Raw genomic sequence first — 16,987 nt, 5'->3', positions numbered from 1 at the left:
ACCCAACAAAAGTAATACACCTTGTTAGATGCAGTGTCAATTATTTGTCATACAGACGCATTTAGAATGATTATAAATAATGCGTTTTTATCAATAAAAAGCCATATTTTTACAATATTCTTTATTAATCAATCGATTGAACAATTAAAAATGCGAATTTTTAAAAACATTAGCCTCTCCATTTTAGTACTTAGTTACCTTGCTGCCGGGGCAAATCATTTTATCCATCCGCAGGGATACATCAGCATCATTCCATCTTATCTACCCGCGCCCGCTGTGTTAAATTACGTGGCAGGTTTTCTGGAAATTGCGTTTGCAGTAATGTTGATACGGCGGCCAACGCGCAAGGTTGCTTCGTATAGCATAATATTCATGCTTATCGCCTTTTTACCGGTACATATTACAATGCTTCAACAATCTCCAATAAAAATCGGTACTTTAATGGTTACACCTGCAATTGCCTGGGCACGCTTATTATTGCAACCGCTACTCATGTTATGGGCTTGGTGGCATAGGGAATAGTCTAAAATACTAAGTCTGAAGTCAAAAGTCCAATAGTTTCTTAAAATTTCATACTCACGACTTCAGACTTAAACCAAACATTCCCCGCCCATCTCCGTTACAGGAAAATGGATCTGCAAAGTATCGAACTGCGTACCCTGGAGGTACAGGATTACCAGGAACTTAAAAAGTCGATGAAATCGGCTTACCTGGATATGGACGAAGACCATTGGGATATGGCTTCTATTAAAAAGCTACTAAAGCTATTTCCCGAGGGGCAGGTTTGTGTTACCGTTAACGGCGAGGTAGTAGGCTGCGCCCTGTCCATCATTGTTGATTATGCCAAGTTTGGCGATAACCATACCTATAAGCAAATTACCGGAGGCGGTAGTTTTAAAACCCACACCGATAAGGGCGATGTTCTATACGGTATTGAAATATTTGTACACCCCAAATACCGTGGCTTACGTTTAGCCCGCCGTTTGTATGAGGCGCGCAAGGCCCTTTGCGAAAAATTAAACCTCAAGAGCATCATCGCAGGCGGACGCATCCCAAATTATCAGAAATATCAAAATGAACTTACACCCCGCCAATATATAGACAAGGTAAAATATAAGGAGATCTTCGACCCAACGTTGTCGTTCCAGTTATCAAATGATTTCCACGTACGTAAGATCTTACGCAATTACCTGCCTGAGGATGCCCGCTCTAAAGGCTTTGCCACGCTTATAGAATGGAACAATGTTTATTACGAAGAGATAAGCTCTGTAATAAACCAAAAAACTGTTGTACGCATAGGTCTGGTGCAATGGCAAATGCGGCCCTACAACAACATAAGCGAGTTGATGAAACACGCCGAGTACTTTGTGGATGCGGTAAGCGACTACCAGTCTGATTTTATTTTGTTCCCGGAGTTATTTAATACGCCGCTAATGGCAGAATATAACCATATGGATGCAGCCAAAGCCATGCGCGAACTGGCTAAGTCAACCGGGCCTATTACCGAAGCCTTCTCTAAACTGGCGGTATCCTACAATGTTAATATCATATCGGGCAGTATGCCCTGCATAAAGGATGATTCGTTGTATAATGTATCATACCTGTTCAGGCGTAACGGCAGTATGGAAGAAAGCGTAAAGCTACACCCCACCCCTTCCGAGATCAGTTCGTGGGGGATGCGTGGCGGCAGCGAGCTAAAAGTATTTGAGACTGATGCGGGCCGGATTGGAATCTTAATTTGTTACGATGTGGAGTTTCCCGAGCTTTCGCGCATACTTGCCAGCCAGGATATGCAGATATTGTTTGTACCGTTCCTTACTGATACCCAAAACGGCTACAACCGGGTTAAATTTTGCGCCCAGGCCCGCGCGGTAGAAAATGAATGTTATGTGGCCATCGCCGGTTGTGTAGGTAACTTGCCAAACGTAAACAATATGGATATTTCTTACGCGCAATCTGCTGTGTTCACCCCTTCAGATTTTGGTTTCCCTACCAATGGCATTCAATCTGAAGCGACGCCAAACAGTGAGATGATCGTGATAGCGGACGTAGACCTTTCGGTGCTAAGCGCCCTGCATGAGTATGGTAGCGTACAAAATTTAAAAGACAGGCGGACGGATCTGTATGGAATTACTTTCAACGGGAAGAAGGTTTAACAAACTTACCGAAAACAAAACACATAGATACATTTCTATATATCAATAATACTATTTATGTTTGCAGTCCCGGTTGGTCATCTATAAAATGATCACCCAAAACAATGGATAATAAAAAAATAGAGAAAATATCCCGTGCACTGAGCGACACCAGCCGGATAGCTATTTTACAGGAATTTAAAAAAAAGAAGGATTGCCTTTATTGCGCCGAGGTGAACGACCTGCTTGATCTTACGCAGCCTTCGGTTTCGCACCATTTGAAACAATTAGTAGATGCAGAACTGCTATTACCTCAAAAAGAAGGCCGCAATCTCAAATATGTCTTAAATCAGCAGGTACTTAACGAGTATATCGAATGTTTAAATGATCTGAAAGATCAGTAGCCATTTACTCAAAAACCAATAACCACCACTTACATATCGAAACATTTAAATATTTGAATTAATGCAAAGATCTATCTATATATTGGCACTGGGCGCTTTTGGTATTATCACTACCGAGTTTGGTGTGATTGGTATTTTACCCACCATTAGCCGGGAGTTTAGGGTATCATTAGATACCGCGGGGTGGCTGCTAAGTGCTTTCGCATTAACTGTTGCTATTTCTTCGCCATTTATAACCGCGCTAACCTCCAAAATAAACCGCAAGTTCTTGCTTTGCATGGTGTTAGGTGTATTTATACTATCCAACCTCCTGTCGGCTTTTTCAACCAGTTTTACTATGCTTATGATTGCCAGGGTTCTACCGGCATTCTTTCACCCTTTATTCTGGAATATCTCTATAGCCGTGGCGTTTAAACAGGGTGGCGCTAAAGCCGTTTCAGTAGTAATGACGGGCCTAAGCATTGCTACGGTATTAGGCATTCCGCTAACCACCTACGCTGCCGATTTCTTTCATACATGGCAGGCATCCTTTTTTCTTACAAGCCTTATTAGCTTTATTGCCTTTTTAGGATTGTTGCTATTTGTACCTTCCATGCCGGGTAATAAAGAAAAGGTGGCAGAAAGCCATTTATATGTGTTAAAAGATCCTAAACTATGGCTTAACCTGTTTTCAACTATCCTTACACTCTCTGCCATGTTCTCGAGCTATAGCTACCTGGCTGCCTATCTCGAAAAAATTACGCGCATGAATGTGGCCGAAATTAGTATGATGCTGCTTTTGTTTGGCACTATGGGTATAGCCGGTAATTGGCTAACAGGTATGGCCCTGGGCAAAAACGTAATACTGGCCAGCCGGGCATTTTTTATATTGCTTATAGCAGTCCAGGTATTAGCCTATTATTTCGGAAGCATATTTATACCGATGGTTATTATCGTTTCCTTTTGGGGGTTAATACATACCGGCGGGTTTTTAGTGCCCAACATCCGTACAACCCAAAGTGTACCGCACAGTTCTTTAGAATTTGTAAACAGCCTGCTAACGTCATGTTATAATGTAGGTATATCTATAGGTGCATTCCTGGGCGGTTTTGTAATTACTAAATTTGGCATTCATGAAATTATCTGGATGTCGGTACCGTTATTATTAGTAGCATACGGTTTAAGCTTTATCGATGTTAAAAAGTATAAGTCTGTACCAGCGGTTAGCGGCCTTTAATATTTCACTTAAAGTAACGCGTACCATATTAGGTATAAGATGCATTACTTTAGGGTTATTACATTCGCCGCAAAAACTGTAATTTTCGGCCTATGATTGTTAAGCAACATTATACCATTCCCGGCGCAAAGGGCCGCGGGATGACAGCCGATATAACATACAGCACAAAACACCAATACGGCCCGCTCGTGATCTTTGCCCATGGCATCCGTGGGTTTAAGGATTGGGGGGCGCATAATTTGGTCGCTCAATATTTTGCTGAAAATGGCTTTCGTTTCTTAAAATTTAATTTTTCTCATAATGGTACTACGGCCGAGAGGTTAACCGAATTTGCCGACCTGATAGCCTTTAGCGATAACACATTTACCATTGAGCTGGATGACCTGAGATCGGTTATTGATTTTGCCTGCGGGGGCTCAGCTATTCCAAGGGTAAAGCATGTATACTTGATTGGCCACAGCCTTGGGGGCGGCATCAGTATTGTTAAAACTGCTGAGGATAAACGTATAGCCAAGCTGGTTACCATGGCGGCTATATCAAGCTTTTATAACCTATGGCCAAAAGATGCCGAAAAACAATGGCGGCTGCAAGGCATTATGTATATGAAAAACGCGCGCACCGGTCAAAACATGCCTTATAAATCATCGCTGTTAAAAGATCTGGACGACAACCCCGCACGTTTAGATATCCAGCTCAGGGCTTCGGAAATAACGCAACCCTGGTTAATTGTACATGGTGATGCTGATACAAGCGTACCTTTAAGTCACGCTCAATTACTGCATAAAGCGCAGCCCGTTGCAAGCCTTGTGGTTATACCTACTGCCGACCACACTTTTAACGCTACCGAGCCCTACACATTTACCGAATTGCCTGCGCAGCTATTAGCCTTTTGCAATGCAGCCATTAATTTTTTTAAGGTATAATTGTTAATAGCGATCTTTCCACATAACATTGTTTAATTAGCAGCACAAGTTTTATAATTGCTTATGAGTATAGCGGGAGCAAAAAAAGAGGGGCGGAAATTTCTAAACCCCATACCTACCAAAGAGGCAAGTATGGGTGTTATGATACCGATATTGCTGGAGTATATCAATAACAAAGCCGAGAACGTCCCTAAAATACCTATCACCGTCCCTAAAACGGATACATCCATCTATAACACGCCATCTGCTGGCGGCTTAAGGGTAACCTGGGTTGGGCACAGCAGCTTGCTGATTGAGGTCGACGGCATCCGTATCCTTACCGACCCGGTTTGGAGCCAGCGTGTATCATTCTCACAAGCCTTTGGGCCTAAAAGGTTTTTTCAGCCACCAATTGCATTAGATGATCTGCCCCCATTAGACGTTGTTATTGTATCGCATGATCATTACGATCACCTTGATAAAGCAACTATCAAGTTTTTTGCCGGGAAACCTATTCAGTTCATTACACCAATGGGCGTTTGTAAATACCTGGAAGATTGGGGTATCCTAAAAAACTATATCCACGAGGTTGACTGGGGCGATAGCGTGCTGATTGGCGATTGTAGTATCACGGCTACACCATCAAGGCACTTTTCGGGACGCGGTATATTTAACCGGATGGAAACCCTTTGGGCATCTTTTGTGATAAAGGGCCCGCAACATAATATTTACTTTGGTGCCGATTCGGGCTGGTTCCCCGGCTTCGCGGAAATTGGTGAGGCTTTTGGCCCATTCGATCTTACGATGCTGGAGATTGGCGCTTACGGCAAATACTGGCCGGATATTCATATGGGGCCGGATAATGCAACCAACGCACACCTTGCCCTTAAGGGTAAATTAATGATGCCATTACACTGGGCCACTTTTAACCTTGCACCACATGCCTGGTACGAGCCGGGCGAACGGTTGGTAAAATACGGCGAAGAAAAAAATATAAAGTTATTTATGCCCCAGCCCGGAAAGCCTACTGAAGTAAACGGCGCGTATAATTCAAACTGGTGGAAGGCTTTTATGAGTATTTAGGAGAGATAAAAATCAGGAATAAAGATAGGAACTAACGTTTTTACTTTTGATGCTTTAAATGATGTAAATTTACTTATATGAATAGCATGCTATCTCTTTATAAAGTTCTGTTTTTACTTATGCTGTGCAGTTTTGCATCACAGGCGCAAACGGTTATACCGCTTTGGGCTAAAGGAGCGCCGGGGTTTGAGAACCGCCGGAATGAACCTGAGCAGGCTAAAGACTACTGGGTAAAAAATATACATAATCCATCGCTTACAGTTTATATGCCACCTGCTGATAAGACAAACGGAGCCGCCGTAATTATATGTCCGGGTGGAGGGCATCGTTTACTGGTATATAATTCGGAAGGTGTTGCACCCGCGAAGTTTTACAACGAACTGGGAATAACTGTTTTTATTTTAAAGTACCGTTTAGGCAAGGATAGCCTTTCGCCATACAAGGTAGACATCCATCCAAAACAGGATGCATACCGTGCCATGCGTTTAGTTAGGAGCCGGGCGGCAGAGTTTAATATCGATACCAACCGTATAGGTATGATGGGCTTTTCGGCAGGCGGCGAGGTTGTGGATATGGTTGCTTTTAGCGGCTGGCAGGGCGACCCAAAAGCTGCCGACCCAATTGACCGCGTAAACGCTAAACCCAACTTTATTGTACAGGTATATCCCGGGCCGGGGTTTGTGCCCGAAAAGATAACGGCAGAAGCCCCTCCAGCCTTTTTGATTGCCGCAAATGACGACGCCTGCTGCTCGTTGCCACTCATCCAATTATTACAACGCTATCGCGAGGCTAAGGTACCTGTAGAAATGCATATGTATGCCCGTGGTAACCATGCCTTTAATATGGGCACTAATCGCAGGTTAAAATCAATCAACAACTGGCCGCAACGCCTTGCCGACTGGCTGGAAGACAGTAATATTTTGCAACCTGAACACAAAAAGGTTTTGCATTAATGTTGCAATAGGAATACCATCTTTAAAAAACGTATTGTCATATTTAACGTTATTATTAAAAGTATAAAGGAGATAAACCGATGGCAAACTTCCAGGATATTATAGCTTCAGAAAAACCTGTATTGGTAGATTTTGCTGCAGAGTGGTGCGGCCCATGTAAAATGATGCCGCCCATATTAAAGCAGGTTAAAGACGCTCTTGGCGATAAAGTAACCATCATCAAGATAGACATCGACAAAAACCCCGCGGCAGCTAACGCATACCGGGTGCAAAGTGTACCTACTTTGATGATCTTCCAGAATGGAGAAAGCAAATGGCGCCAAAGCGGTGTTATGCAGGCAAACCAGCTGCAGCAGGTTATCCGGCAATATATTAAGTAATTGGCTTTATAAGTAGCTTAGCCACCACTGCGCGTGTGTTTGCTTGTATTTGGAGAACCATTTGCATGGATAATATAAGGCAAGTATAATTGCTAACCACAACAAGTACACCCCCCCTATGCTAAAGCCAAAGCCCGGCGGCACAAACAGGAACGGAACATTTGGGGTTATAATTTGCGAAGTGTTGTATCCCTGAAGGAAAAATACAACTATAGATAACGTCCTGATGAGGTAAAAGTGGCAAACGTAATAAAAGAAGGGCACACTGCCGTACACTTTAAAGAAAGCCGCCAACTTGCCTGTTGCCTCTTCTGTGAGGGCTAAAATTATTAACGCCGCAGATAGGGTCAGCAAACAATAATCAAGTGACGGCGGGTACTTGCTCACATTAAGGAATGACATTACAGTATAAACATTTGAGTTATTCACCGCCCATGGCGACTGGTCGCCGTAAACATTAATCAGCCGTAATACCACAAAGGCTATAAACATCAACGTTGAGCAATAGGTAAGCATTGTTTTCCTTTTGGGAGGCGTAAACTTCAATTGATATATGCTCCCAAACGCATACCCTAAAAACATCACGCCCGCCCAGGGTAGTACGGCGTACAATATGAATACTATGTGGGTTTTATCCAGGAAAACCAACGCGCCGCGCGAGGTAAGAAAAAGCTTCATCAATACATCACCGGGACTATTTGGTGCAAGACTGATGTTATCTAACAAATTATGCCCAACAATTATGAGGATACCCAAAGCTCCAATCAAACGCAATGGCAGCCGTACCAACAGCCCAAGTAACACCATGCTTACGCCAATGGCCCAAATAACCTGTAAAGCAAAGCCGTGGTAAAGCGGATCGAGTGTTAGGGCCAGTGAAATAACGGCTAACTCAACAAAGATGAGCCACAAGCCGCGCTTTATCAAAAAACCGCTTAATTCGCTTTTGGTGCGTCGTGTACCCGCAAGGTAAGCTGATAATCCGCTCAGGAAAACAAATGTTGGGGCGCAATAATGTGTTACCCACCTGGTAAAGAAAAGCAACGGGGTTGTTGTAGCCAGATTGGTAGGGTCACTTGTAATGGCACTAATGTGAAAATATTCGCGCACATGGTCAAGTGCCATGATCAGCATAATTATTCCACGTAAAATATCTATCGACTGTATTCTTTGTTTTGTTGCGGCATTTGCAGGCATTGTGGTAATTATCAGGTTTTTAATCCCCTGAAATTACTTATTATCTACCTAAATAAAAATAGTTATTTGGTTTCGGCAACAGGGGCTTCCTGTTTATTGGCTGGCTTACGCAAATATAACCATGCTACCAGGTATAAGCATGGCAACCCTAATAAAAAGCCGCCCAAAACATCGGTAAACCAGTGGGCGCCTAAATAAATTCGTGAGATGGGAATGCCGAAAATAAAGAACAGGCTTATGGGGATAACGGTAAACTTTAACCACTTAGGTATTCTTTCTAATTGCAGCATCAGCAGCACCATAAAGCCAAAATATACTACATAAAACAGTACATGCCCGCTGGGGAAGCTCTGTTGGGCTGTTTCCTTAAATATCCTCACCAGGTCTTTGGATGGTCGCGGCCGGTTAACCAGTGCTTTTACAATGGTGCTTACCAAACCGGCCGCACCTGTTATCAGCGTAAATAAAGCCGCCTTTTTATATTTGAACAGGAAAAGCAACAGGCTGGTGGTAGCCACAATAATTACCGACTCTGGCATATAGCCGGGTGTGCTTATAAAATACATCAGCCCATCAATAAAGCCATTTTGATGCTCCTGTATCTCTTGCGAAACCTTAAGATCTATAGGCATTGATGGATATAGGGCCACCAGAAACGAAAGGCTTATAAACCCAACTGTGATAAGGGCGATAACCAATAGCAATATATGCCGCCTGCGTATATTCATTAATTTATATAAGGTCCTTTAAATGTTTATAGTTGGCTTTGATGGTATCTATCACCTCATCCATACGGCCGTTTAGCATGAGTTTGGTCATGGATAATGCCATGCCTTTTACTTGCCCTAATTCTACCTTTGGCGGCATGGCCAACGCATTAGGATCGGTAAAGATATTTATTAAAGCCGGGCCTTTATATATCAAACCCTCAATTAAGGCCTGCCTTGCTTCGTCGGGGTCTTTAATTGTGATACCTTTTATACCCATTGCTTTGGCAACCATGGCAAAATCAGGGTTGTGCATTTCTGTTTGCCAATCGGGCAGACCGGCAACTTCCATCTCCAGCTTAACCATTCCTAACGAGCGGTTGTTAAATACAATTATTTTAATGGGCAGGTTATATTGTGTAATGGTAGCCAGGTCGCCCATTAACATCGAAAGGCCACCATCGCCACATAAAGCAACAACCTGCCGGCCCGTGAAAGCCAATGCAGCGCCTATTGCCTGTGGCATCGCATTAGCCATAGACCCATGATTAAAAGAGCCTATCATTTTACGCTTGCCCGTAGCATTAATGTACCTTGCCCCCCATACGCATGACATCCCCGTATCTACTGTAAAAATTGCATCGTCTGTTGCCAGTTCATCAATTAAAGTGGCTATATATTCGGGATGGATATTCTCTTTTTTGCCGGTATCTTTTACATAGATCTTCATGTTCTCCTTAACATGGCCGTAAAACTCCAGTTGCGCTTTCAGGAAGCTATCATCCCGGTGCTGCTCAACGTGGGGTAATAATGCTTCTAAAGTATCTTTAACAGAACCGCTTAAGCCAACGTCTACTTTAGCGCGACGGCCAATGCGCTCGGGTTTGATGTCTACCTGTACAATTTTGCAATCGGTAGGCATAAATGGAGTGTAAGGGAAATCGGTGCCTAAAAGTATCAGCAAATCGCTTTCATTCATACTATGATAAGCAGACGGAAGGCCAAGCAGACCTGTCATCCCTACCTCGTTAGGATTATCGTATTGGATATCCATTTTAGAGCGGAAAGAGTAGGCCACCGGCGCATTAAGTTTTTGAGATAAGGCAACTACTTCGTTATGCGCGTCGGCGGCCCCTATGCCACAAAAAATGGTAATTTTTTTATGCTGATTTACCAAAGCCGCGAGCCTGGCTATATCTTCGTCGTTCGGGCGGGTTACCGCAACCGGATCAAAGTTTTGGGTAGATGTGGTAATGTCTTCGGCATCCATACTTGTCAAATCGCCAGGCACACCAATTACAGCTACCCCTTTGCGGTGCAATGCTGCCTGTATCCCACCCTGCAACATCCGCGGGAACTGTTTGGGGGTAGTAGCTACCTGGTTATAATGGCTGCAATCATCAAATAGTTTTATGGTATTGGTTTCCTGAAAGTATTCGGTACCGTATTCAAAACTAGATATGGTAGATGCTATAGCAATAACCGGGGCGCCGGAGCGGTGGGCGTCATATAAACCATTTATTAAGTGTACATGGCCCGGCCCGCTGCTACCGGCGCAACATGCAAGGTTGCCTGTAAGTTGAGCTTCGGCACCGGCGGCATACGCCCCCGCCTCTTCATGCCTTACATGTACCCACTGGATGCTGCCTTCGCGCCTTACGGCATCATTTACCTCGTTTAAGCTATCTCCTGTTACTGCATATATCCTTTTGATGCCGGCGTTCACCAGCATCTCAATCATTTGGTCTGCTACATTTGCCATAGTACGTTTTATAATATACTATCTAAACCCAATTAGCAGTTATGAGTTTTAAAATTCGGCAAACATTACAAAACATTTAAACACAAAAAAAGCCTCCCGAAATTCGGGAGGCTTTATATACTTTAAGTTGAATAACTAATTATTCGCCTTTTTCAGCATTTTCTTCCTTGTCGTCAGCTGCAGGAGCTTCAGTAGCAGGAGTTTCTTCAACAGCCGGTGCAGCTTCAGCTACAGGGGCAGCAGTTTCGGCAGGAGCAGCTTTAGCTTTAGAAGCACCACCACGACGACGTGTTGATTTTTTCTCAGCTTTGGCCTCAACTTCTTTACCGTAAACAGTATTGTAGTCAACCAGTTCGATAATAGCCATTTCAGCGTTGTCACCTAAACGGTTTTCTAACTTAACGATACGTGTGTAACCACCCGGGCGGTTAGCAATTTTCTCAGCAACTTCACGGAACAGGATGTTCACAGTGTCTTTGTCTTGTAAATAGCTAAACACTGTACGGCGAGAGTGAGTAGTATCGTTTTTTGATTTTGTTAACAAAGGCTCAACATACACACGCAAAGCTTTCGCTTTAGCTAAAGTAGTAGTAATACGTTTGTGTTGGATCAATGATGAAGCCATGTTAGCCATCATTGCTTTGCGGTGGCTGTCTGTGCGGCCTAAGTGATTAACTTTTTTTCCGTGTCTCATTATGTTTTTTGTTGTGGCACGTGCATACCGTTGGGCGGCGTTTTATCGTCAAGCCCGCGGAATTACGCGATGTTTAGTGACTGGTTAATTAGCGATCAGAGATTAGTCACTTTGTTGTCTCCGGTCTGTTATAAAAAAATGGTGATTAAAAGCATGAGACCTAATCTCTACTCTCTAATCACCATTCTAATATTATTCTTCGTCTAATTTAAATTTAGACAAGTTCATACCAAAAGATAAACCTTTTGATTTAACCAGATCCTGAATTTCAGTTAATGATTTTTTACCAAAGTTCCTGAATTTTAACATATCAGCAACATCGTAAGAAACCAGGTCTGCAAGGCTGCGGATATCGGCAGCTTTTAAGCAGTTAAGCGCGCGAACTGACAGGTCAAGATCAACCAATTCAGTTTTAAGGATCTTACGCATGTGTAAAATTTCCTCATCAACTTCTTTAGTTTCTTCTTTAGCCTGCGCCTCAAGCATCATGTTCTCGTCAGAGAACAGCATGAAGTGCTGGATAAGGATTTTAGCAGCTTGCTTCAATGCATCTTCCGGATGGATAGAGCCATCTGTAGAGATATCAAGGATCAGTTTCTCGTAATCTGTTTTTTGCTCAACACGATAGTTTTCTAAAGTGTATTTCACATTTTTAATAGGTGTAAAGATAGAGTCGATAGCTATCACACCTACGTTAGCATCAGGGTTTTTATTTTCCTCGTTGCTGATGTAACCACGGCCTTTAGCAACAGTAAGCTCAACTTCAAGCGTTACTGATGAATCCATGTTACAAATAACAAGATCAGGGTTCAATACGGTAAAGTTGTTTGAAAACTTTGTAATGTCGCCTGCAGAAAAAGCATCCTGGCCGTTAATGATCACAAATATTTTCTCATTATCGCCCGATTCACCTGTTTTTTTGAAACGTACTTGTTTCAGGTTAAGGATTATCTCGGTTACATCTTCAACCACACCTTTGATGGTCGAAAACTCATGCATCACGCCAGAAAAACGTACTGAAGTAATAGCATAACCTTCTAATGAAGAAAGTAAGATACGACGCAGAGCATTACCAATGGTTACACCGAAGCCTGGTTCTAACGGACGAAACTCAAACGTGCCATCAAAATCATTTGATTTCTGCATGATAACCTTGTCTGGTTTTTGAAATGCTAAAATTGCCATTTATATCTTTTGTTTATTGTTAACTTGATTATAGATTTGAGATATGAGACGTGAGATATGAGACCTTGCCCGTTACCTTTCTCTCTCTTAAATCCTTTACTTATTTTTATTGTGACCTGAAACCAGAAATGAGACTTGAAAAAAATCTCAAATCTCATATCTTAAATCTCAAATCTTATTTAGAGTATAACTCTACGATTAGGTTTTCCTTGATGTTCTCAGGGATCTCATCGCGGTTAGGGTAGTTTAGGAATTTACCTGATAATTCATCAGCATTCCATTCTAACCAGCTATATTTATTTACTTTACGGCCTGCTACTGAATTAGTAATGCTTTCAAGTGATTTTGATTTTTCACGAACTGCAACAACGTCGCCAGCTTTTAGTTGGTAAGAAGCGATGTTTACAACGCTACCGTTAACAGTGATGTGTTTGTGGCCAACAAGTTGGCGTGCACCAGAACGTGTAGGAGCAATACCTAAACGGTAAACTGCATTATCTAAACGTGCTTCCAGGAACTTTAATAAGTTCTCGCCGGTGATACCTTCTTTTGCAGATGCAGTGTGAAACAAGTTTTCGAACTGACGCTCTAATACACCGTAAGTGTATTTAACTTTTTGTTTTTCCATTAACTGTACCGCGTACTCAGATTGCTTTCCTCTTCTTTTAGAAGCGCCATGCATACCTGGACCGTAGTTTTTTCTTTCTAACGCTTTATCCGGACCGAAGATCGGCTCGCGGAACCTACGCGCAATTTTTGATTTGGGGCCTGTATATCTTGCCATTATTTGTGTGTTTTAAAGTATCAAACAGCCCGCAGCTGCCGAATCTTAGCTTTAAAAAATTAGTGAATTAAACTCTTCTGCGTTTAGACGGACGGCAACCATTGTGTGGAAGCGGTGTGATGTCTTTGATGGTAGTTACCTCGATACCGGTAGTTTGCAGCGTACGGATAGCAGACTCGCGGCCTGAACCCGGACCTTTAACAAATACCTCTACCTTGCGTAAACCTAAGTCGTAAGCAACTTTACCGCAATCGGCAGCAGCCTGACCGGCAGCGTATGGGGTGTTCTTTTTAGAACCTTTAAAGCCCATTTTACCAGCAGAAGACCATGAAATAGCCTGGCCGCTTTTGTTGGTAAGGGTGATAATGATGTTGTTAAAAGTTGCATTGATGTGTGCCTCGCCAACTTGCTCAACAACAACAATACGCTTTTTGGTAACTTTTTTGCTTTTAGCCATTTTGTTTTTTAATTATTGATTTAGTGAATTACTGAGTTAGTGATTTGTAACTCGGACCCACCAATCACTTTAATTTTATTATTCCTGGCAAGCTTAAAGTATTAACTACTCACCGCTTACCAATCAATTATTTACTATTTAGTAGCTTTCTTTTTGTTAGCAACTGTTTTACGTTTTCCTTTACGGGTACGTGAGTTGTTTTTGGTGCGCTGGCCACGTAGAGGTAAACCTTTACGGTGACGGGTACCACGATAGCAACCTATATCCATTAAACGTTTGATGTTAAGCTGAACTTCTGAGCGTAGGGCACCTTCAACTTTAATTTGATCGTTGATGATAGTACGAATAGCAGTTAACTGATCATCTGACCAATCCTGAACTTTAGTATTAAAGTCTATGCCTGCTTCAGTTAGAATGTTTTGGGCGGTAGTACGGCCAATACCGTAAATGTAGGTTAAGCCTATCTCGCCTCTTTTGTTTTTTGGTAAATCAATACCTGAGATCCTTGCCATATTGTTTTTTCTGTTTTAAATGATACCGAACGGCGGGCCACCGTTGTACGGCTATCACGATTTTTAATTATCCCTGACGCTGCTTAAACTTAGGATTCTTTTTGTTTATCACATAAAGTTTCCCGTTACGGCGGATGATCTTGCAATCAACGCTGCGTTTTTTAATGGATGCTCTAACTTTCATCTCGTTTATTATTTATATCTGTAGGTTATTCTTCCTTTTGTTAAATCATACGGGCTCATCTCTAATTTCACTCTATCGCCAGGTAATATTTTGATGTAGTGCATCCGCATTTTTCCGGATATGTGTGCAATAATCTCGTGGCCATTTTCAAGTTCAACTCTAAACATCGCATTAGATAATGCTTCGCGAATTGTACCATCTTGCTCAATCGAGGATTGTTTTGCCATATTTTATTGATTATTACTTAATTATCCACCCCAAAACCGGGATGCAAAATTAATAAAAATTATTTACTTTTTATTTTTTTCTTCTAAAACTTTATCGATATAATCAAACGTCGATAAAACATCGGGTTTTCCCCTCTTCACAGCTACCGTATGTTCATAATGTGCCGATGGTTTTTTATCAACGGTTGATACCGTCCAACCATCATCCCAAAACTTAACACCGGCGCGCCCCGCGTTGATCATCGGCTCAATGGCAATTACCATTCCTTCCTCCAGTTTAATACCTGCACCACGTTTACCATAGTTAGGTACTTCGGGCTTTTCGTGCAGGCGTGTACCTACACCATGGCCAACCAACTCTTTAACAACGCCAAAACCGTTCTTCTCAGCATGCTCCTGCACCGCGTAGCCTATGTCGCCAATGCGCATACCTACAACAGCCTTTTCTACACCAAGGTCCAAACACTCTCGGGTTACGCGCATTAATTTCCGGGTGGCTTCATCAACCTCGCCAATGGCGAAAGTAAAAGCGGAGTCGCCGTAATATTTGTTCAGGATAACACCACAATCAACCGATACCAGATCGCCCTCTACCAAAGGTTTGTTAGTAGGGAAGCCATGTACCACCTGGTCGTTAAGCGAAATACATAACGAAAAAGGGAAACCGTTATAGTTCAAAAATGCCGGGACCCCTCCGTTGTCACGGATAAAGGTCTCGGCAAGTTTATTTAATTCTAAAGTAGTGATACCGGGGCCAATAACTTTTGCTATTTCCCCGTGTGTTTTAGAAACAAGTAAAGAACTTTCTCTTATCAGTTCTATCTCTTCAATAGACTTATAGATGATCTTTGACATTGTTTATTAGATAACCGGCGGAGTTGCACCTGAAGCTGTAGGAATACTTGCACGGCCTTTGATACGCCCTGTTTTCATTAACCCGTCATAATGGCGCATTAACAAGTGGCTTTCTACCTGCTGTAAAGTGTCTAACACAACACCCACAAGAATGATCAATGATGTACCGCCAAAGAACCTCGCAAAGATGCTGCTCACGCCTACCAAACTGGCTAAAGCCGGTATAATAGCGATGATAGCCAGGAAAATAGAACCCGGTAAGGTTATTTTAGAAATAACACCGTCGATATAATCGGCTGTAGATTTACCCGGCTTAACACCAGGGATAAAGCCACCGTTCTTTTTCATGTCATCAGCCATCTGGTTAGGATTAACTGTAATAGCAGTATAGAAGTAAGTGAATAGTATAATTAATATACCAAACGTTACATTGTGCTGCCATGAGTTATAGTTTGATAAGGCTATTAACAAACCGTTTGAACTTGCATTAGGGAAAAACTGGGAAACAGTAGCCGGTATAAACATTAATGCCTGGGCAAAAATGATAGGCATTACACCCGCAGCATTCACTTTTAATGGAATGTACTGGCGTACGCCACCGTACTGCTTATTACCAACAATACGTTTAGCATATTGTACAGCAATTTTACGTGTACCCTGTACTATTAATATGGTGAACATTACCACACCAAGCAGCGCCACAATTTCAACAATGAAGGTAATTAAACCACCGGCACCATTAGTACGAGAGTCGAACTCTACGACAACAGCGCTTGGTAACTGGGCTATGATACCGGTCATGATGATCAATGAGATACCGTTACCAATACCTTTATCAGTGATCTTCTCTCCCAGCCACATTACAAATAATGTACCTGCTGTTAATACGCAAGTGTTTAATATTGTAAACAACGGGTTAGAGATAGACATGGCATCCGGCTGCACCTGTGATTTAAGGTACCCAATAGCCTGCAATGCAGTAATTGCTATAGTTAGGTAACGTGTCCACTGGTTAATTTTGTTACGGCCGCTTTCGCCCTCTTTTTGCAGTTTAATAAAGTATGGTACCGCGATACCTAATAATTGCACCACAATTGAAGCAGAGATATAAGGCATAACACCTAATGCCAAAATAGAAGAACGTGAAAACGATCCTCCGGCAAACATGTTTAACAAGCCTACAAGCCCTTCTTTGTTTTGTGTAGCACTAAGTGATGCCGCCTTTACGCCCGGCAAAACAATATACGAACCAACACGATATATCAAAAGAAATAAGAGTGTGTTTATGATACGCACTCTTAGATCTTCAATTTTCCAGATATTGGATAATGTGGTGAAAAATTTCTTCAT

General features: G+C 42.3%; 20 protein-coding genes. 8 read left to right on the top strand and 12 right to left on the bottom strand.

Annotated features, from left to right (window positions below; all coding sequences use genetic code 11):
- The first annotated feature begins 21 nt into the window (after positions 1 to 21).
- The 8 genes from ACFQZI_RS02745 to trxA all read left to right on the top strand — a co-directional run bounded on the left by ACFQZI_RS02745 (position 22) and on the right by trxA (position 7,073).
- Positions 22 to 522 (top strand): DoxX family protein, encoded by a 501-nt coding sequence (locus ACFQZI_RS02745; protein WP_377138111.1) that lies wholly within the window; start codon positions 22 to 24, stop codon positions 520 to 522.
- A gap of 107 nt (positions 523 to 629) precedes the next feature.
- Complete coding sequence (locus ACFQZI_RS02740; RefSeq protein WP_377138109.1) at positions 630 to 2,156, top strand: carbon-nitrogen hydrolase family protein; 1,527 nt, start codon at positions 630 to 632, stop codon at positions 2,154 to 2,156.
- Positions 2,157 to 2,260: 104 nt separating this feature from the next.
- Entirely contained in the window at positions 2,261 to 2,539 is a 279-nt protein-coding gene (locus tag ACFQZI_RS02735) for an ArsR/SmtB family transcription factor (RefSeq protein WP_377138107.1), read from the top strand.
- A gap of 61 nt (positions 2,540 to 2,600) precedes the next feature.
- Complete coding sequence (locus tag ACFQZI_RS02730) at positions 2,601 to 3,755, top strand: MFS transporter (protein WP_377138105.1); 1,155 nt, start codon at positions 2,601 to 2,603, stop codon at positions 3,753 to 3,755.
- A 92-nt stretch (positions 3,756 to 3,847) separates the two neighbouring features.
- On the top strand, positions 3,848 to 4,678 hold the full coding sequence (locus ACFQZI_RS02725) for an alpha/beta hydrolase family protein (protein ID WP_377138103.1): 831 nt from the start codon (positions 3,848 to 3,850) through the stop codon (positions 4,676 to 4,678).
- Between the two features lie 63 nt (positions 4,679 to 4,741).
- Positions 4,742 to 5,740, top strand: coding sequence for an MBL fold metallo-hydrolase (locus ACFQZI_RS02720; protein ID WP_377138101.1), 999 nt, complete (start codon positions 4,742 to 4,744; stop codon positions 5,738 to 5,740).
- A gap of 119 nt (positions 5,741 to 5,859) precedes the next feature.
- A complete protein-coding gene (locus ACFQZI_RS02715) occupies positions 5,860 to 6,693 on the top strand; it encodes an alpha/beta hydrolase (RefSeq protein WP_377138099.1) in 834 nt (277 codons plus the stop codon).
- An 80-nt stretch (positions 6,694 to 6,773) separates the two neighbouring features.
- On the top strand, positions 6,774 to 7,073 hold the full coding sequence (gene trxA / locus ACFQZI_RS02710) for a thioredoxin (protein ID WP_377138097.1): 300 nt from the start codon (positions 6,774 to 6,776) through the stop codon (positions 7,071 to 7,073).
- Positions 7,074 to 7,079: 6 nt separating this feature from the next.
- On the opposite strand, the gene ACFQZI_RS02705 is transcribed toward trxA, so the two are convergent.
- From ACFQZI_RS02705 to secY, 12 genes are all read right to left on the bottom strand, one after another.
- Complete coding sequence (locus ACFQZI_RS02705) at positions 7,080 to 8,270, bottom strand: DUF1624 domain-containing protein (RefSeq protein WP_377138095.1); 1,191 nt, start codon at positions 8,268 to 8,270, stop codon at positions 7,080 to 7,082.
- A gap of 62 nt (positions 8,271 to 8,332) precedes the next feature.
- A complete protein-coding gene (locus ACFQZI_RS02700) occupies positions 8,333 to 8,998 on the bottom strand; it encodes a phosphatase PAP2 family protein (protein ID WP_377138093.1) in 666 nt (221 codons plus the stop codon).
- Between the two features lie 4 nt (positions 8,999 to 9,002).
- Positions 9,003 to 10,739, bottom strand: coding sequence for a thiamine pyrophosphate-dependent enzyme (locus ACFQZI_RS02695; protein ID WP_377138091.1), 1,737 nt, complete (start codon positions 10,737 to 10,739; stop codon positions 9,003 to 9,005).
- A 139-nt stretch (positions 10,740 to 10,878) separates the two neighbouring features.
- Positions 10,879 to 11,433: a 50S ribosomal protein L17 gene (rplQ, locus tag ACFQZI_RS02690; RefSeq protein WP_377138089.1), complete on the bottom strand. Its 555-nt coding sequence runs from the start codon at positions 11,431 to 11,433 to the stop codon at positions 10,879 to 10,881.
- Between the two features lie 192 nt (positions 11,434 to 11,625).
- Positions 11,626 to 12,618 (bottom strand): DNA-directed RNA polymerase subunit alpha, encoded by a 993-nt coding sequence (locus tag ACFQZI_RS02685; protein WP_129876212.1) that lies wholly within the window; start codon positions 12,616 to 12,618, stop codon positions 11,626 to 11,628.
- Between the two features lie 175 nt (positions 12,619 to 12,793).
- A complete protein-coding gene (gene rpsD / locus ACFQZI_RS02680) occupies positions 12,794 to 13,402 on the bottom strand; it encodes a 30S ribosomal protein S4 (RefSeq protein ID WP_377138087.1) in 609 nt (202 codons plus the stop codon).
- Positions 13,403 to 13,469: 67 nt separating this feature from the next.
- Entirely contained in the window at positions 13,470 to 13,859 is a 390-nt protein-coding gene (gene rpsK / locus ACFQZI_RS02675; RefSeq protein WP_134335657.1) for a 30S ribosomal protein S11, read from the bottom strand.
- A gap of 134 nt (positions 13,860 to 13,993) precedes the next feature.
- Positions 13,994 to 14,371, bottom strand: coding sequence for a 30S ribosomal protein S13 (gene rpsM, locus ACFQZI_RS02670; protein ID WP_121245926.1), 378 nt, complete (start codon positions 14,369 to 14,371; stop codon positions 13,994 to 13,996).
- Positions 14,372 to 14,438: 67 nt separating this feature from the next.
- A complete protein-coding gene (gene rpmJ, locus ACFQZI_RS02665; RefSeq protein WP_082855993.1) occupies positions 14,439 to 14,555 on the bottom strand; it encodes a 50S ribosomal protein L36 in 117 nt (38 codons plus the stop codon).
- An 8-nt stretch (positions 14,556 to 14,563) separates the two neighbouring features.
- Positions 14,564 to 14,782, bottom strand: coding sequence for a translation initiation factor IF-1 (infA, locus tag ACFQZI_RS02660; protein WP_022833270.1), 219 nt, complete (start codon positions 14,780 to 14,782; stop codon positions 14,564 to 14,566).
- Between the two features lie 63 nt (positions 14,783 to 14,845).
- Positions 14,846 to 15,637 carry a type I methionyl aminopeptidase gene (gene map / locus ACFQZI_RS02655; RefSeq protein ID WP_377138084.1) on the bottom strand — a complete coding sequence of 264 codons (792 nt, stop codon included), beginning with the start codon at positions 15,635 to 15,637 and terminating at the stop codon, positions 14,846 to 14,848.
- 6 nt (positions 15,638 to 15,643) lie between these two features.
- Positions 15,644 to 16,987, bottom strand: a complete 1,344-nt coding sequence (secY, locus tag ACFQZI_RS02650) for a preprotein translocase subunit SecY (protein ID WP_377138082.1) — start codon at positions 16,985 to 16,987, stop codon at positions 15,644 to 15,646.

The sequence above is a fragment of the Mucilaginibacter lutimaris genome (genome assembly GCF_042676625.1).
Lineage (GTDB): Bacteria > Bacteroidota > Bacteroidia > Sphingobacteriales > Sphingobacteriaceae > Mucilaginibacter > Mucilaginibacter lutimaris.
The sequence above is the reverse complement of the archived record's forward strand: the minus strand, read 5'-3'. Positions and strand labels throughout refer to the sequence as shown.

Excerpts from the sequence above, each read along its gene's own strand:
- rpmJ (WP_082855993.1), bottom strand. The coding sequence starts at position 14,555 with ATGAAAGTTAGAGCATCCATTAAAAAACGCAGCGTTGATTGCAAGATC.
- ACFQZI_RS02740 (WP_377138109.1), top strand. The coding sequence starts at position 630 with ATGGATCTGCAAAGTATCGAACTGCGTACCCTGGAGGTACAGGATTAC.
- ACFQZI_RS02705 (WP_377138095.1), bottom strand. The coding sequence starts at position 8,270 with ATGCCTGCAAATGCCGCAACAAAACAAAGAATACAGTCGATAGATATT.
- rplQ (WP_377138089.1), bottom strand. The coding sequence starts at position 11,433 with ATGAGACACGGAAAAAAAGTTAATCACTTAGGCCGCACAGACAGCCAC.
- ACFQZI_RS02715 (WP_377138099.1), top strand. The coding sequence starts at position 5,860 with ATGCTGTGCAGTTTTGCATCACAGGCGCAAACGGTTATACCGCTTTGG.
- rpsD (WP_377138087.1), bottom strand. The coding sequence starts at position 13,402 with ATGGCAAGATATACAGGCCCCAAATCAAAAATTGCGCGTAGGTTCCGC.
- ACFQZI_RS02720 (WP_377138101.1), top strand. The coding sequence starts at position 4,742 with ATGAGTATAGCGGGAGCAAAAAAAGAGGGGCGGAAATTTCTAAACCCC.
- ACFQZI_RS02730 (WP_377138105.1), top strand. The coding sequence starts at position 2,601 with ATGCAAAGATCTATCTATATATTGGCACTGGGCGCTTTTGGTATTATC.
- map (WP_377138084.1), bottom strand. The coding sequence starts at position 15,637 with ATGTCAAAGATCATCTATAAGTCTATTGAAGAGATAGAACTGATAAGA.
- ACFQZI_RS02725 (WP_377138103.1), top strand. The coding sequence starts at position 3,848 with ATGATTGTTAAGCAACATTATACCATTCCCGGCGCAAAGGGCCGCGGG.
- infA (WP_022833270.1), bottom strand. The coding sequence starts at position 14,782 with ATGGCAAAACAATCCTCGATTGAGCAAGATGGTACAATTCGCGAAGCA.
- secY (WP_377138082.1), bottom strand. The coding sequence starts at position 16,987 with ATGAAGAAATTTTTCACCACATTATCCAATATCTGGAAAATTGAAGAT.
- rpsK (WP_134335657.1), bottom strand. The coding sequence starts at position 13,859 with ATGGCTAAAAGCAAAAAAGTTACCAAAAAGCGTATTGTTGTTGTTGAG.
- ACFQZI_RS02700 (WP_377138093.1), bottom strand. The coding sequence starts at position 8,998 with ATGAATATACGCAGGCGGCATATATTGCTATTGGTTATCGCCCTTATC.
- ACFQZI_RS02685 (WP_129876212.1), bottom strand. The coding sequence starts at position 12,618 with ATGGCAATTTTAGCATTTCAAAAACCAGACAAGGTTATCATGCAGAAA.
- rpsM (WP_121245926.1), bottom strand. The coding sequence starts at position 14,371 with ATGGCAAGGATCTCAGGTATTGATTTACCAAAAAACAAAAGAGGCGAG.
- ACFQZI_RS02735 (WP_377138107.1), top strand. The coding sequence starts at position 2,261 with ATGGATAATAAAAAAATAGAGAAAATATCCCGTGCACTGAGCGACACC.
- ACFQZI_RS02695 (WP_377138091.1), bottom strand. The coding sequence starts at position 10,739 with ATGGCAAATGTAGCAGACCAAATGATTGAGATGCTGGTGAACGCCGGC.
- trxA (WP_377138097.1), top strand. The coding sequence starts at position 6,774 with ATGGCAAACTTCCAGGATATTATAGCTTCAGAAAAACCTGTATTGGTA.